11 protein-coding genes are annotated in these 14,298 nt (G+C 62.1%); 8 read left to right on the plus strand and 3 right to left on the minus strand.

Going from position 1 to position 14,298, the window contains the following annotated elements; all coding sequences use genetic code 11:
* Positions 1-44 precede the first annotated feature (44 nt).
* Positions 45-1,001: a LysR family transcriptional regulator gene (locus C2862_RS18825; protein ID WP_136221677.1), complete on the plus strand. Its 957-nt coding sequence runs from the start codon at positions 45-47 to the stop codon at positions 999-1,001.
* A 40-nt stretch (positions 1,002-1,041) separates the two neighbouring features.
* On the opposite strand, the gene C2862_RS18830 is transcribed toward C2862_RS18825, so the two are convergent.
* The gene (locus tag C2862_RS18830; RefSeq protein WP_056340766.1) at positions 1,042-1,497 is read right to left on the minus strand and encodes an Lrp/AsnC ligand binding domain-containing protein; all 456 of its coding nucleotides are present in this window, start codon (positions 1,495-1,497) and stop codon (positions 1,042-1,044) included.
* A gap of 209 nt (positions 1,498-1,706) precedes the next feature.
* Between C2862_RS18830 and putA the strand changes: the two genes are divergently transcribed.
* Both putA and ald read left to right on the plus strand, forming a co-directional pair.
* Positions 1,707-5,354, plus strand: coding sequence for a trifunctional transcriptional regulator/proline dehydrogenase/L-glutamate gamma-semialdehyde dehydrogenase (gene putA, locus C2862_RS18835; protein WP_136221678.1), 3,648 nt, complete (start codon positions 1,707-1,709; stop codon positions 5,352-5,354).
* Between the two features lie 33 nt (positions 5,355-5,387).
* The gene (gene ald / locus C2862_RS18840; protein WP_136221679.1) at positions 5,388-6,503 is read left to right on the plus strand and encodes an alanine dehydrogenase; all 1,116 of its coding nucleotides are present in this window, start codon (positions 5,388-5,390) and stop codon (positions 6,501-6,503) included.
* On the opposite strand, the gene C2862_RS18845 is transcribed toward ald, so the two are convergent.
* Positions 6,473-7,270: a 5'-methylthioadenosine/adenosylhomocysteine nucleosidase gene (locus C2862_RS18845; RefSeq protein WP_136221680.1), complete on the minus strand. Its 798-nt coding sequence runs from the start codon at positions 7,268-7,270 to the stop codon at positions 6,473-6,475. The two genes, ald and C2862_RS18845, sit on opposite strands and share 31 nt — an antisense overlap.
* A gap of 196 nt (positions 7,271-7,466) precedes the next feature.
* Positions 7,467-7,808 carry a hypothetical protein gene (locus C2862_RS18850; protein WP_136221681.1) on the minus strand — a complete coding sequence of 114 codons (342 nt, stop codon included), beginning with the start codon at positions 7,806-7,808 and terminating at the stop codon, positions 7,467-7,469.
* An 856-nt stretch (positions 7,809-8,664) separates the two neighbouring features.
* On the opposite strand from C2862_RS18850, the gene C2862_RS18855 reads away from it, so the two are divergent.
* The 5 genes from C2862_RS18855 (at position 8,665) to C2862_RS18875 (ending at position 14,228) form a co-directional block, all read left to right on the plus strand.
* Positions 8,665-9,699: a nitronate monooxygenase family protein gene (locus C2862_RS18855; protein ID WP_136221682.1), complete on the plus strand. Its 1,035-nt coding sequence runs from the start codon at positions 8,665-8,667 to the stop codon at positions 9,697-9,699.
* A gap of 22 nt (positions 9,700-9,721) precedes the next feature.
* Entirely contained in the window at positions 9,722-11,347 is a 1,626-nt protein-coding gene (locus C2862_RS18860) for a GMC family oxidoreductase (protein WP_136221683.1), read from the plus strand.
* 167 nt (positions 11,348-11,514) lie between these two features.
* The gene (locus C2862_RS18865) at positions 11,515-12,288 is read left to right on the plus strand and encodes an ABC transporter ATP-binding protein (protein ID WP_136221684.1); all 774 of its coding nucleotides are present in this window, start codon (positions 11,515-11,517) and stop codon (positions 12,286-12,288) included.
* Entirely contained in the window at positions 12,285-12,992 is a 708-nt protein-coding gene (locus tag C2862_RS18870; RefSeq protein WP_136221685.1) for an ABC transporter ATP-binding protein, read from the plus strand. Before C2862_RS18865 ends, C2862_RS18870 begins: the two co-directional genes overlap by 4 nt.
* A 30-nt stretch (positions 12,993-13,022) precedes the next feature.
* Positions 13,023-14,228 carry an ABC transporter substrate-binding protein gene (locus C2862_RS18875; RefSeq protein ID WP_136221686.1) on the plus strand — a complete coding sequence of 402 codons (1,206 nt, stop codon included), beginning with the start codon at positions 13,023-13,025 and terminating at the stop codon, positions 14,226-14,228.
* Positions 14,229-14,298: the final 70 nt, after the last annotated feature.

The raw sequence follows: 14,298 nt of genomic DNA on the forward strand, positions 1-14,298 counted from the left end.
ACGCAGACCAATAGCAGCGTATTTATCGCCACCGAGACATTGCCATGAGCTTCCTGACCCTGGACCTGAACCTGCTGCGCGTATTCGACGCAGTCATGACCGAACAAAACCTGACACGCGCCGCCGGCCACCTGGCGATGACCCAGCCGGCCGTATCGAATGCGATTAAACGCTTGCGCGAAAGCCTGGGGGACGAACTCCTGATCCGCACCGCCTACGGTGTGAAACCGACGCCGCGCGCCGAAGCGCTGTGGCCCTCGGTGCGCGCGGCGCTCGCTTCGCTGGAAGCGGCCGTGATGCCGGAAACCTTCGATGTCTCGAAAGCCCAAGCCACCTTCCGGATGGCGATGGCCGACGCCACCGCCGCGTACTGGCTGCCGTCCTTGATGCGCTCGATCGAAAGCGAAGCGCCGGGTGTGAACATCCGCATGGTGCCGCTGACCACGCGCGAACCGCGTCCGATGTTGCTGCGCGGCGACATCGACCTGGCCGTCGGCTTCTTCCCCGGCGTGGCGGCGCAATTGTCGTATGAAACCGGTTCGCCGATCCGCCACGAACGCCTGTATTCGGGCCAGTACGTGTGCGTGATGCGCAAGAACCATCCGCTCGCCGGCAACAAGCTCGACCTCGACGCCTACTGCAAGGCGAACCATTTATTGGTCAGCTTTTCCGGCCGCGCCCACGGCCTGGTCGACGAAGCCCTGGCCCAGATCGGCCGCGAGCGCCGCATTTTACTCACCGTGAACCAGTTCTTCACGGCGGGACGGGTGGTGGCGAATTCGGATTTGATTACCGTGCTGCCGAAACACCTGATGGTCTCGACCGGCATGACCGACTCGCTGATCTGGCGCGAACTGCCCTTTGCCCTGCCGGCCGTGCACCTGGACATGCTTTGGCACGAACGCGACGGCCGCAGCCCGGCGCACCGCTGGTTGCGCAGCAACCTGGAAAAGACGGCGGCCGCGGCGACGGCGCCGAAGGGCGATCGCATCGCGGCTTGACTCTGAATGGCATGTGGGCACCGCGGTGCCCACATGTTCATCAGCGAATCGGCAGCTTGGTCGTATTCTTGACTTCTTCCATCACCGCATACGTGTGCGTCTCGCGCACGCCCTTCTGCAACAGCGTCTTGCCCAGGAACTCGCGGTATGCCGCCATGTCTTTGACGCGCGCTTTCACGAGGTAATCGAAGCCGCCCGCCACCATGTGGCACTCCAGCACTTCCGGAATCAGCTGCACGCTCTGTTTAAAGGCATCAAACACTTCCGGCGTGGTGCGATCCAGCACGACTTCGATGAACACCAGCAGCGACACATCCAGCAACTGGGGATTCAGTTGGGCCGTGTAACCCATGATGTAGCCGGACTCGTGCAATTTACGCACGCGCTCGAGACAGGCTGCCGGCGACAGGTTCACCCGGGTCGCCAGCTCGACGTTGCTGATGCGGCCGTCGTTCTGCAACTCGGCGAGAATTTTTTTCGAAATCTTGTCCAGCATGCCGTCTCTCCTGGGCGTAAATATTATTTGGTCGAATTCTCGCACCAAAAACTATCTATTGCTAGTGCCCATTAAAAACAGAATTAATCCAGAGGAAATCCTCATACAATCAAACGATTGAAGCACGTACCAAAACGCGCGCCGGCTGCTGAGCAGTGCGGCGCGTTTTGCTGTGCGCACCCTTTGACCTGACCCTGATAAGACCCACCATGCAGATCGCCGCCAATTCGGCCACTACCTTCGTTCCCTTCGACGCTTTCCAGGCCGAGATCAAACCCGAGCAGTCGCCGCTGCGCAGCGCCATCACGGCCGCCTATCGCCGCGATGAAACCGAAGCTGTCCAATGGCTGCTGGCCCAAGGCGCCCGTCCGAGTACGGAAGCAAAGCCGCTGGCGCACCGCCTGGTATCAAGCGTGCGCGCCAAACGCACGCGCGCCTCGGGCGTGGACGCGCTCATGCATGAATTCTCGCTGTCCTCGGAAGAAGGCGTGGCGTTGATGTGCCTGGCCGAAGCCCTGCTGCGCATTCCCGACAGCGCCACCGCCGACCGCCTGATCGCCGATAAAATCAGCCGCGGCGACTGGCGCAGCCACCTGGGCGAATCGCCGTCCCTGTTCGTGAACGCCGCCACCTGGGGCCTGCTGATTACCGGCAAACTGGTCTCGAGCAATAGCGAGCGCGGTCTTGGTTCGGCCATGACGCGATTGATCGCCAAGGGTGGCGAACCGCTGATCCGCAAGGGCGTCGACCTTGCCATGCGCATGCTCGGCAACCAGTTCGTGACCGGCCAGACCATCGAGGAAGCACTCAAGAATAGCCAGCCCAACGAGGCGCGCGGCTATCAGTATTCCTATGACATGCTGGGCGAGGCGGCGCTGACGGAAAGCGACGCGCAGAGCTATTACGCGTCCTACGAAAAAGCGATCCACGCGATCGGCAAGGCCTCGAACGGCCGCGGCATCAAGGCCGGTCCCGGCATTTCGATCAAGCTGTCGGCGCTGCACCCGCGCTACAGCCGCGCCCAGTCAAGCCGCGTGATGAGCGAACTGCTGCCGCGCGTGCGCAGCCTGGTGCTGCTGGCGAAGAGCTACAACATCGGCATCAACATCGACGCCGAAGAAGCGGACCGCCTCGAGATCTCGCTCGACATGCTGGAAGCGCTGGCATTTGATCCGGAACTGGCCGGCTTCGAAGGCATCGGCCTGGTGGTGCAGGGTTATCAAAAGCGTTGCCCCTTCGTGATCGACTACGTGATCGATCTCGCCAAGCGCAGCGGCCGCAAGTTCATGGTGCGTTTAGTAAAGGGTGCGTATTGGGACGCCGAGATCAAGCGCGCGCAAGTGGACGGCATGCCCGGCTATCCGGTCTACACCCGCAAGGTGTATACGGACGTGTCGTATCTCACCTGCGCCGAAAAACTGCTGGGCGCGACCGACGTCATCTACGCCCAGTTCGCGACCCACAATGCGCACACCCTGTCCGTGATCTACACCTGGGCCAAGGAGCGCGGTATCGACAACTACGAATTCCAGTGCCTGCACGGCATGGGAGAGACGCTGTACGACCAGGTCGTCGGCAAGGAAAACCTGAACAAGGCCTGCCGCATCTATGCGCCGGTCGGTTCCCACGAAACCCTGCTCGCCTACCTGGTGCGCCGCCTGCTGGAAAACGGCGCGAATTCCTCCTTCGTGAACCAGATCGTCGATGAAAAAGTGGCGATCGAGACCCTGCTGAACGACCCGTTCGAGATCGCCCGCGCCAGCGGCGGTGCGCCGCACACGGGAATTGCCCTGCCGCGTGCGCTGTTCGGCACGGAACGTCCGAATTCGGCCGGCATCGATTTGACCAATGAAGATGCCTTGCGTGTGCTGGGTACCGAGCTGTCGCGCCAGCGCCATTACCAGGCTGCCCCACTGATCGCCGGCACTGTCGCCGGCGCCGACACGCTGACGGTCAAGAACCCGGCCCAACACGCCGATATCGTCGGCCAGGTGCAGGAAGCGGCGCCGCTTGATGTTGAAACGGCGCTGGCCGCCGCTACCGCCTTTGCCGGCGAGTGGAATGCCAGCGCCAACGCCGAGCGCGCCGCCATCCTGGCGCGCGTCGCCGACCTGTTCGAAGCCAATTGCGCCGAACTGATGGCCCTGGCCGTGCGCGAAGCCGGCAAATCGCTGCCGAATGCGATCGCGGAAATTCGCGAAGCCGTCGACTTCCTGCGCTACTACGGCGCGCAAGTCAAAGACGCATCAAGCGCTCAGGCCCTGGGTCCGGTGACGTGCATCAGCCCGTGGAACTTCCCACTTGCCATTTTCACCGGTCAAGTTGCCGCAGCCCTGGCTGCGGGCAACGTCGTGCTGGCAAAACCGGCCGAGCAGACGCCATTGATCGCGCACCGCGCCGTCGAACTGTTTTATGAGGCCGGCATCCCGCGTGCCGCCCTGCAATTGCTGCCAGGCCGCGGCGAAGTCGTCGGTGCCGCATTGACTGCCGATGCGCGTGTAAAAGGCGTGATTTTTACCGGGTCGACCGAAGTCGCCCAATTGATCAACCGCACGCTGGCGAAACGCGGCGAATCGGAGGGCATCGACATTCCGCTGGTGGCGGAGACCGGCGGCCAGAACGCCCTGATCGTCGATTCCTCGGCGCTGCCGGAGCAGGTGGTGCAGGATGTATTGAGCTCGGCCTTCGATTCCGCCGGCCAGCGCTGCTCGGCCCTGCGCGTGCTGTTCCTGCAGGAAGATATTGCCGATAAAACGATCCGGATGCTGAAGGGCGCCCTGAACGAACTGCGCGTCGGCAGCCCGGACCGCCTGGCGACCGACATCGGCCCGGTGATCGACCTGGAGGCCCAGCGCAACCTGCTGGCCCACATCGAGCGCACCAAGGCGACGGCGAAACAGCATTTCGCCCTGGAACTGCCAAGCGCGGTGACCGCGCAAGGCACCTTCGTGCCGCCGACCGTGCTGGAAATCGGTTCGCTTGCCGAGCTGAAGCACGAAGTCTTCGGTCCGGTATTGCACATCGTGCGTTACCGCCGCGCCGACCTGAACAAGGTGGTCGAGCAGATCAACGCCACCGGTTACGGCCTGACCCTGGGGGTGCACTCGCGCATCGACGAGACCATCGATTTCATCACCACGCGTGCCCACGTCGGCAACATCTACGTGAACCGGAATATCGTCGGCGCCGTCGTCGGCGTGCAGCCTTTCGGTGGCGAAGGGAAATCCGGTACCGGTCCGAAGGCCGGCGGTCCGCTGTACCTGAAACGCCTGCAGCGCCAGGCAGCGCCGCTGCTGACGCATGCGACTGCACCCTATGCCGCGCTGGCGGCCCTGCTGGTCTGGGCCCGCAACAATGGTCACCAGGACATCGTCAGCCTGGGCGAGACCTATGCCCGCACCCAGCTCAACGGCACGACGATTGCGCTGCCGGGTCCGACCGGAGAGAAGAACAGCCTGGCCTTCTTCCCGCGCGGCGTCGTACTGTGCGCGGCGAACTCGACCAAGGGCATGCTGAACCAGCTGGCCGCCGCGCTGGCGACGGGTAACCGCGCCTTCGTGCTGGCCGGCGCCGGCGTCGCCATGCCGGAAGAGCTGCCGCCGGAGGTGAAAGACCGCATCCGTTTCGTCGGCGCGGCTGAAGTCGACAAGTGCGAATTCGGCATCGCGCTGCTGGAAGCGGGCGTGCAGGGCAATGTGCGCTCGCAGCTGGCGGCGAGAAATGGCGCCATCGTCGGCATCGTCGATACCGATGCCGCGTCTCCGGTCGCTCTGTGGCGCCTAGTGGCGGAACGCGCCGTCTGCGTCAACACGACCGCGGCTGGCGGCAACGCAAGCCTCATGACCTTGGGCCTGTAATCATGTAGGGGTTTTACTTAACCGGAGGAAGACATGTTAGTTGGCGTTCCAAAAGAGATCAAAAACCATGAGTACCGGGTCGGCCTGACCCCGCCTTCCGTGCACGAGCTGGTCGCACGGGGGCATCAAGTGATTGTCCAGAAGAACGCCGGCAGCGAGATCGGCCTGTCGGACGACCAATATGTGGCGGCGGGCGCCACGATCGTCGAGTCGGCACAGGAGATTTTTTCCCGTGCCGAGATGATCGTCAAAGTGAAGGAACCGCAGCCGGGCGAATGCGCGATGCTGCGAGAAGGGCAAATCCTCTACACCTACCTGCACCTGGCGCCGGATCCGGAGCAGACGGCCGCGCTGGTCAAATCGAAGGCGGTCTGCATCGCTTATGAAACCATCACCGGCCCGGGCGGCGGCTTGCCGCTGCTGGCGCCGATGAGCGAAGTGGCGGGGCGCATGTCCATCCAGGCCGGTGCGGCGCACCTGGAGAAATCCAAGGGCGGCATGGGCCTGCTGCTGGGCGGCGTGCCGGGGGTAGCTCCAGGCCACATCGTGATCATCGGCGCCGGCGTGGTCGGCACGAATGCGCTGCAAATGGCGGTCGGCACCGGTGCCCGCGTCACCGTGCTCGATAAAAACATCGACCGTCTGCGCCAGCTCGACCTGGTGTATGGCAACCGCATCGCCACCGTGTATTCGACCGGACACGCGATCGAGGAAGCCGTGCTGGCGGCCGATCTCGTGATCGGCGGCGTGCTGGTGCCGGGCGCGGCAGCCCCGAAACTGGTCACGCGCAGCATGATCTCGAGGATGAAGAAGGGGGCGGTGGTGGTTGACGTGGCGATCGACCAGGGCGGCTGCTTCGAAACCTCGCATGCGACCACCCACGCCGATCCGACCTTCGTGGTCGACGGCGTGATCCACTACTGCGTGGCGAACATGCCGGGCGCCGTGGCCCGCACCTCGACCTTTGCGCTGAACAACGCCACCATTGGCCACGCGCTGGCCCTGGCGAACAAGGGCTGGCGCCGCGCTTTACTCGACGACGCCCACCTGCGCCAGGGGCTGAATGTCTGCCAGGGCCAGGTGACCTATGAAGCCGTGGCCAAGACCCTGGGCTACGACTACGTACCGGCCGACACTTTACTCGCCTGAACGTTCACTAATTCTTCTGTCTGCAGGCAGAAGCGCTTGACGATAAATAAAGCATAACGCGCGGCTACCGACTTCACGAAACGCATGAAGTCGGTGGCCGCGTGTTCATTGGCCTTGTCCGAAATCGTCCGGATCACGGCGCAGGGCACGTTCAGCTCATAACAGACCTGGGCTACCGCCGCACCTTCCATTTCCACCGCCACCAGCCCCGGCAGCGCCGCATTCAGGCCGTCGATGTGGTCGCTGTCCTTGATGAACTGGTCGCCGCTGGCGATCAGGCCGCGGTGGATGCGCGGCTGGGTCAGCCTGAACACGGCTTTTTCGCCGGCATCGATCGCCTCCATAAAATCCTCGTCCAGGAAAGCGTGGGCGGCATCGAGCACGCGCGCATTCAGGCGATGGTCGGCCTGGAAATGCGTCAAACCGGTCAGCGGCACCTCGAAGCGCGGAAATAAAGGGCTGGCATCCATGTCGTGCTGGACCAGCGCATCGGCCACCACGATGTCGCCTACGTTCACCGTTTTGTCGCCGGCACCGGCTACTCCCGTAAACAGGATGTGGGTAACTCCGAATTTTTCCACAAGCGTGGTCGCCGTCATAGCTGCGGCAACCTTGCCTATACGCGATAGAACGCACACAGCGTCGATTTCCCACAGTTGTCCGACCCAGTACTCGCGTTGACCATGGATGAGCTTGTAGGGGCTCTGCATGGCTTCCACGAGCCCCTGCTGTTCTTCGGACAGCGCGCTGATGATCCCGAGACGCATGTTTTACAGTGTTTTCCAGGTAAGTGATCGGTGCCGACAGCGCTTTGAAGACGGTTTTGGGGTGCAAAACGGCTTTGTCCCCGCTGTTCACGCTGTCTGCTGTTTACAGTAATAAAGGTATGTATACAGTCTGGTAGTGATAGTAAACGTGCATTCAACTGTGGATAAGAACGGTTTACTCCACAAGATCAGCAGTTTACGTGTAGCGCAAGAAGCTGGACAAGGATTGTATCGAGCCTGCATCGATGTTGGAAAAAAAACGGCGCGTGCCAACAAGACGCCGTTCTGCACATCGCATCCTGTGGATATGCAGCGGCTTGTCCACAGCCGAGACGCTTTTTTTGCCTGCAGCAGAGCTGCTAGGCGTCCTTCGGCGCTGTTGGCAAGCATCAAGTTTCCAGATCGAAGGCAAGCAAGCCAAGCAGGCAGCGTTCGTCGCCGGCGTTCGCGTTTCTCTTCCTGCCAAACTTTTAGACAGATGAAAGCGCGCAGCGTGATGCGTCAGTGCGAGCGCATGCGTGCCGTTTTTTTTTTGCATGCCTGTCTGCAGTGTGGTCGTCAGTCGGCGAAGGGTGCCTTTTCTTTTTTTTTTGCCAAACCGCTCAGTGCTCGACCAGAGCTGTCTGTCCTTTGGCCAGGAGCGGGCGCGTCCCGCTGTTCACAGGAAAAACCGCGTTGTCTATTTAATTAAGAGAGGTATATATAAAGTTGGTAGTGATAGTAAACGCTGCCGCCAACTGTGGATAAGGCCGATTTTCTTCACAGGCTCAAGGGTTTACGCGTGTGCCGATGTGCTGAACAAGCCCTGTATCGCGTTTGCACGAAAGGTGTACAGATTTTGTGCGTCCACCGACGGCGCCGTTTCTGCACATTCGTTCCTGTGGATATGCATGGGTTTGTCCACACCCTGCCGACCAGAACGGTGGCCTTGCTCTGCTTGCAGGCGTCGCTAGTCAGGCTCTGGGCTTCCAGGACGAAAAGGATTGCAGCTGTGTGACGGGGTGGATCCGAATCCGACGCAGGCAGCCAACAGATCGCAGGGCATCGAAAAAAAATTTTTGCGGCCACGCGGCGGATGCGTCCCCAGGTTTACAACCAAAACAGGTATACAAGGATAGTAGTAGTGTTAACAACTGGCATTTTCTGTGGATAAGCCTGTTAACGGATGAGAAATCATTGGTTTACGCGCGGTATAAGCCTGTGACGGCGCGCTGTATCGCTGCCGGCACAAATCTGGACAAGATTTTGGCGTCCAATAAAAGCTGCGTTTTTGCACAATCGGTTCCTGTGGATATGCAGAACCTTATCCACAGAGGGCCCTCTTTCATTCCTTTGACGATCTGGTAAGCTTGCCTTGGTGTATTGAAAATCGAATCCAGCAAACGGAGGCGGACATGCGCATCGACGATTTGTTCCAGGTACCGGTGATCCAAGGCCCGATGGCGGGCGGCTCCTGCACGCCCGAATTGGTTGCCGCGGTGTCGAATGCGGGCGCACTCGGCGCCTTGCCGTGTTCGCTGCTCTCTCCGGCGACGATCGAAGAGCAGGTGGCGCGCATCCGCACGCTGACCGAACGTCCTTTCCTGCTGAATTTTTTTGTACAGGGCAAGCCGGCCCCGAGTAGCGACGAGGTCAGCAGCGCCGTCGAATTGCTGCGCCCGGTATGGGAAAACCTGGGCTGGAGCGAGTTGCCGTTGCCGAAACAATGGAACGAAGACTTCGAGGCCCAGTTCGAGACCTTGGTCCGCCTGCGTCCCGCGGGCGTCAGTTTTACCTTCGGCATCCTCGAGCAAAGCCAGGTCAAACGCCTGCATGCGGCCGGCATCCTGGTGATCGGGACCGTCACGACCGTCGAGGAAGCGCTGGCCTGGCAGGCGATCGGCGCCGATGCCGTGGTCGCGTCCGGCGTCGAGGCGGGCGGCCACCGCGGCACCTTTATCGGCCGCCAGGAAGACGCGACCCTGTCGGCGCAAGAACTCTGGCCGGCGGTCGTGGCGGCCGTGCAGATTCCGGTGATCGCTGCCGGCGGCATCATGAACGGCGCGGACATCCAAGGTGCGCTGCAGCTCGGTGCCCGCGCAGTACAGATGGGCACCGCCTTCCTGGTGACCGACGAGGCGTCGATCCATCCTGCCTATAAGGCGCGGCTGCTGAGCGGGGAGGGCGTGACCAGGCTGACGCGCAGTTTTTCCGGACGTTACGCGCGCGGTATCGAGAACGGTTTCATGCGCCGGATGGCGGCGGTGGAGGCGCAGGTGCCGCCTTATCCGATCCAGAACGCGCTGACCGGCAGCATCCGCGCCGCCGCCGCGAAAAGCGGAGATACGGACAACATGTCGATGTGGGCCGGCACCGGATTTGCCCGGGCGCGGCCGATGCCGGCAGGGCGCCTGGTCGAGGTATTGGCAACCGAGATCGCATCCAAATAGCAGACCTGAGGAGACGTCGCACGTGGAATCGGCTGGAGAATACGACTACATCATCGTTGGGGCCGGTACCGCGGGCTGCGTGCTGGCGAACCGGCTGACGCAAAACAAGAACGTCGAGGTGCTGCTGATCGAAGCGGGCGCACGCGACGATTACCTGTGGATCCACATTCCCGTCGGTTACCTGCACTGCATCGGCAATCCACGCACCGACTGGCTGTTCAATACCGAGCCGGATCCCGGCCTCGGCGGCCGTGCCCTGATCTATCCGCGCGGTAAAGTCCTGGGCGGCAGTTCCTCGATCAACGGCATGATCTACATGCGCGGCCAGAAGCAGGATTACGATCGCTGGGCCGAGGCCTGCGGCGACGATTCCTGGCGCTGGGAGCAGGTACTGCCGCTGTTCAAGAAGAGCGAAGACCATTATCGCGGCGCCAGCGAATTGCACGGGGCCGGCGGCGAATGGCGCGTCGAAAAGCAGAGGTTATCGTGGAAAATCCTGGATGCCTTCCGCGACGCCGCGGCCGAGGTCGGCATTCATAAGGTCGACGATTTCAATACCGGAGACAATGCCGGCTCCTCGTATTTCGAGGTCAACCAGCGGCGCGGCATCCGCCTGAATACCTCAAAAGCTTTTTTGAAACCGGCGGCCCAGCGCCAGAATCTGACCATCATGACGGGCTGCCACGTCGAGCGCCTGCTGATCGAGCAGTCGGACAAGGGTCCCGTTTGCCGCGGCGTGCAATTTACCGGCGGCGGCAAGGCCTATACGGCCAGCGCGCGCCGCGAAACCCTGCTCGCGGCCGGTGCAATCGGCTCGCCGCACATCCTGCAATTGTCCGGCATCGGCGAGGGCGGCCACCTGCAGCGCCACGGTGTGCAGCCGCTGGTCGAGCTGCCCGGCGTCGGAGAGAATTTGCAGGATCACCTGCAGCTGCGCATGGTCTATAAGGTGCAGGGCGTGAAAACCTTGAACACGAGCGCCGCATCCTGGTTCGGCAAGATGAAGATCGGCATCGAGTATGCCTTGACGCGCAGCGGCCCGATGTCGATGGCGCCTTCTCAGCTGGGCGCGTTCGCGAAATCCAGTCCGCAGCAGGCGACGCCGGACCTGCAATACCACGTCCAACCCCTGTCTCTGGAAAAATTCGGCGACCCGCTGCACGGCTTTCCCGCGTTTACCGCCAGCGTCTGCAACCTGCGTCCGACGGCACGCGGCCATGTGCGCCTGAGCACGCACGACAGTTATGCGCCGCCGAAAATCACGCCGAACTACCTCAGCACGATCGAGGACCGGCAGACGGCGGCCGCCGCCCTGTCCCTGACGCGCCGCATCGTCGCGGCCCCCGCCCTGGCGCGCTATCAACCCCAGGAATTCAAGCCGGGCCCGCATTACCGCACCGAGGAAGAGCTGGCCGAAGCGGCCGGCCTGATCGGCACGACGATTTTTCATCCTGTGGGCACCTGCAAGATGGGGAAACGGGACGATCCGCTCGCCGTGGTCGACAGCCAGCTGCGCGTGCGCGGGGTAGGGCGCCTGCGCGTGGTCGATGCCTCGATCATGCCGTTTATTACCTCCGGCAATACGAATTCGCCGACCCTGATGATTGCCGAGAAAGCGGCGGAGCTGCTCAAGGCTGCACACGCCTGAGAACTCGGCTGTTCATTTCTGCACAATCGGTCTGCACAGACACGGCTATTGTGCGTGGCTGCACAGGGCTGCCTTGTATTGTGTAAAGAACTGATCTGTGTAATATTTGCCAAGTAGTTCTCGACGCTGTACGTAAGGATGTACGTAATACAAGCACTGGAGACACGATGGCAGACGTCATTCTCGAAACGAAGAAACTCACCAAAGAGTTCAAGGGTTTTACTGCAGTTAATGATGTCGATCTGCGCGTCCAGCGCGGACACATCCACGCCTTGATCGGCCCGAACGGCGCCGGCAAGACCACCTGTTTTAATTTGCTGACCAAGTTCCTGGTCCCGACTTCGGGCCAGATCCTGTTCAACGGCCGCGACATCACGGGCGACAAGCCGGCGCAGATCGCGCGCCAGGGCATCATCCGCTCCTTCCAGATTTCCGCCGTGTTCCCCCATCTGACGGTCTTGCAGAATGTGCGCATCGGCCTGCAGCGCGAACTGGGCACCAGTTTCCATTTCTGGCTCAGCGAATCTTCCCTGAAGTCGCTGGACGAGCGCGCCATGGCGTTGCTCGATCAGGTCGACCTGGGCAGCTTTGCCGATACCGTCACGGCGGACCTGCCCTACGGCCGCAAGCGCGCCCTGGAAATCGCTACGACGCTGGCGATGGAGCCGGAACTGATGCTGCTCGACGAACCGACCCAGGGGATGGGTCATGAAGACGTGCACCGGGTGACGGCACTGATCAAAAAAGTGTCGGAAGGACGAACGATCCTGATGGTCGAACACAATATGAACGTGGTGTCCGGCATCTGCGACCGGATTTCCGTGCTCCAGCGCGGCGCCATGCTGGCCGAAGGCAGCTATGCCGAGGTCTCGAAGAACCCGCAAGTGATGCAGGCCTACATGGGTACCGCGGACGGCGAACTCGAAGCGGGGCACGCATGACGGCCGCGCTCGAAATCAAGGACCTGCAAGCCTGGTACGGCGAATCGCACATCCTGCACGGCATCAGCCTCTCGGTCGCCCCCGGCGAAGTGGTGACGCTGCTCGGCCGGAACGGCGCCGGCCGCACGACGACCCTGCGCGCGATCATGGGCCTGACCGGCAAGCGTACCGGCTCGATCCGCATCAACGGCGTCGAGTCCGTCGGCTTGCCGACCCACCGCATCGCCCACCTCGGCGTCGGCTATTGCCCGGAAGAGCGCGGCATTTTCTCCTCGCTCTCGACCGAGGAAAACCTGCTGCTGCCGCCCGCCTTGCAGTCGGGCAGCCATGCGATGTCGATCGACGAGATCTACGAGATGTTCCCGAATCTGAAGGAGCGCCGTCACAGCCAGGGCACGCGCCTGTCGGGCGGCGAGCAGCAGATGCTGGCGGTGGCGCGCATCCTGCGCACCGGCGCAAGATTATTGCTGCTGGACGAGATCTCGGAGGGTCTCGCGCCGGTCATCGTGCAGGGCCTGGCCCGCATGATCACCATGCTGAAAGCGAAGGGCTACACGATCGTCATGGTCGAGCAGAACTTCCGCTTCGCGGCCCCGCTCGCGGACCGCTTCCACGTTGTCGAACATGGGCAGATCGTCGAAACCATCGAGGCGCAAGACCTCGAGGCGCGCATGCCCGTCCTCACCGAGCTACTCGGCGTTTAATAAGCACCATCAACCAAGAACGGAGACAAGATGAAACGCACCGCCCTCGCCCTCGCCGCCAGCGCAGCTCTCACCGGCTTCATGGCACCTGCTCACGCCCAAATCAGCGACGACACCATCAAGATCGGCCTCATCACCGACCTGTCCGGCGTCTATTCCGACGTCGACGGCAACGGCGGCGCCGAAGCCGTGCGCATGGCGATCGCCGACATGGGCGGCGCCGTGAACGGCAAGAAGATCCAGTTCATGGTCGCCGACCACCAGAACAAGCCGGACATCGCCGCCTCCAAGGCGCGCGAATGGTTCGACCAGCAGGGCGTCGACATGCTGATCGGCGGCACCAACTCGGGCGCCAACCTCGCCATGGCGAAAGTCGCGGGCGAGAAAAAGAAAGTCTTCATTTCGATCGGCGCCGGCACCGCGCAGCTGACCAACGAACAGTGCTCGCCGTACACCGTGCACTACGCCTACGACACCGTGGCGCTGGCGCGCGGCACCGGTTCGGCCATGCTCAAGCAGGGCGGCAAGAGCTGGTACTTCCTGACCGCCGACTATGCCTTCGGCCAGTCGCTGGAAAAGGACACGACCGATGTCCTGAAGGCGAATGGCGGCCAGGTGCTGGGCAGCGTCAAGCATCCGCTGTCGGCCTCGGACTTCTCGTCCTTCCTGCTGCAGGCGCAATCGTCGAAGGCGCAGGTGCTGGGCCTGGCCAACGCCGGCGGCGACACGATCAACTCGATCAAGGCGGCCAAGGAATTCGGCATCACCAAGAACATGAAGATCGCCGGCCTGCTGGTGTTCATCAACGACGTCCACACCCTCGGCCTGGATGCGACCCAGGGCATGTACCTGACCGACGGCTGGTACTGGGACATGAACGCCGACACCCGCGCCTGGTCGAAGCGATATTTTGCCAAGATGAAGAAAGAGCCGTCGATGCTGCAGGCGGCCGACTACTCGGCGACGGTGAACTACCTGAACGCCGTGAAAAAGATCGGCACCGACGACTCGACCAAGGTCATGGCCCAGCTGAAGGCGACCAAGATCAACGACATGTTCGCCAAGAACGGCGTGATCCGCGAAGACGGCCGCATGGTGCACGACATGTACCTGATGCAGGTGAAGACGAAGGCCGAGTCGAAGTATCCATGGGATTACTACAAGGTCGTCGCCACCATCCCGGGCGACCAGGCGTACACCAAGAAGTCCGAAACGAAGTGCGCCGCCTGGAAGTAATTTGAAGTAAGTGCGCTCTGCGGCAACGCAGACGTGATTTGAACGCGTGGGCGGGAGAACCCGCCCACCC

It is taken from the genome of Massilia sp. Mn16-1_5 (assembly GCF_004798585.1).
Lineage (GTDB): Bacteria > Pseudomonadota > Gammaproteobacteria > Burkholderiales > Burkholderiaceae_D > Telluria.

What these genes read in the sequence shown, in the direction of transcription:
- C2862_RS18825 (WP_136221677.1), top strand. Translation starts at nt 45, where the DNA reads ATGAGCTTCCTGACCCTGGACCTGAACCTGCTGCGCGTATTCGACGCA.
- C2862_RS18865 (WP_136221684.1), top strand. Translation starts at nt 11,515, where the DNA reads ATGGCAGACGTCATTCTCGAAACGAAGAAACTCACCAAAGAGTTCAAG.
- C2862_RS18830 (WP_056340766.1), bottom strand. Translation starts at nt 1,497, where the DNA reads ATGCTGGACAAGATTTCGAAAAAAATTCTCGCCGAGTTGCAGAACGAC.
- C2862_RS18870 (WP_136221685.1), top strand. Translation starts at nt 12,285, where the DNA reads ATGACGGCCGCGCTCGAAATCAAGGACCTGCAAGCCTGGTACGGCGAA.
- C2862_RS18850 (WP_136221681.1), bottom strand. Translation starts at nt 7,808, where the DNA reads ATGCAAAAAAAAAACGGCACGCATGCGCTCGCACTGACGCATCACGCT.
- C2862_RS18855 (WP_136221682.1), top strand. Translation starts at nt 8,665, where the DNA reads ATGCGCATCGACGATTTGTTCCAGGTACCGGTGATCCAAGGCCCGATG.
- ald (WP_136221679.1), top strand. Translation starts at nt 5,388, where the DNA reads ATGTTAGTTGGCGTTCCAAAAGAGATCAAAAACCATGAGTACCGGGTC.
- C2862_RS18875 (WP_136221686.1), top strand. Translation starts at nt 13,023, where the DNA reads ATGAAACGCACCGCCCTCGCCCTCGCCGCCAGCGCAGCTCTCACCGGC.
- putA (WP_136221678.1), top strand. Translation starts at nt 1,707, where the DNA reads ATGCAGATCGCCGCCAATTCGGCCACTACCTTCGTTCCCTTCGACGCT.
- C2862_RS18845 (WP_136221680.1), bottom strand. Translation starts at nt 7,270, where the DNA reads ATGCGTCTCGGGATCATCAGCGCGCTGTCCGAAGAACAGCAGGGGCTC.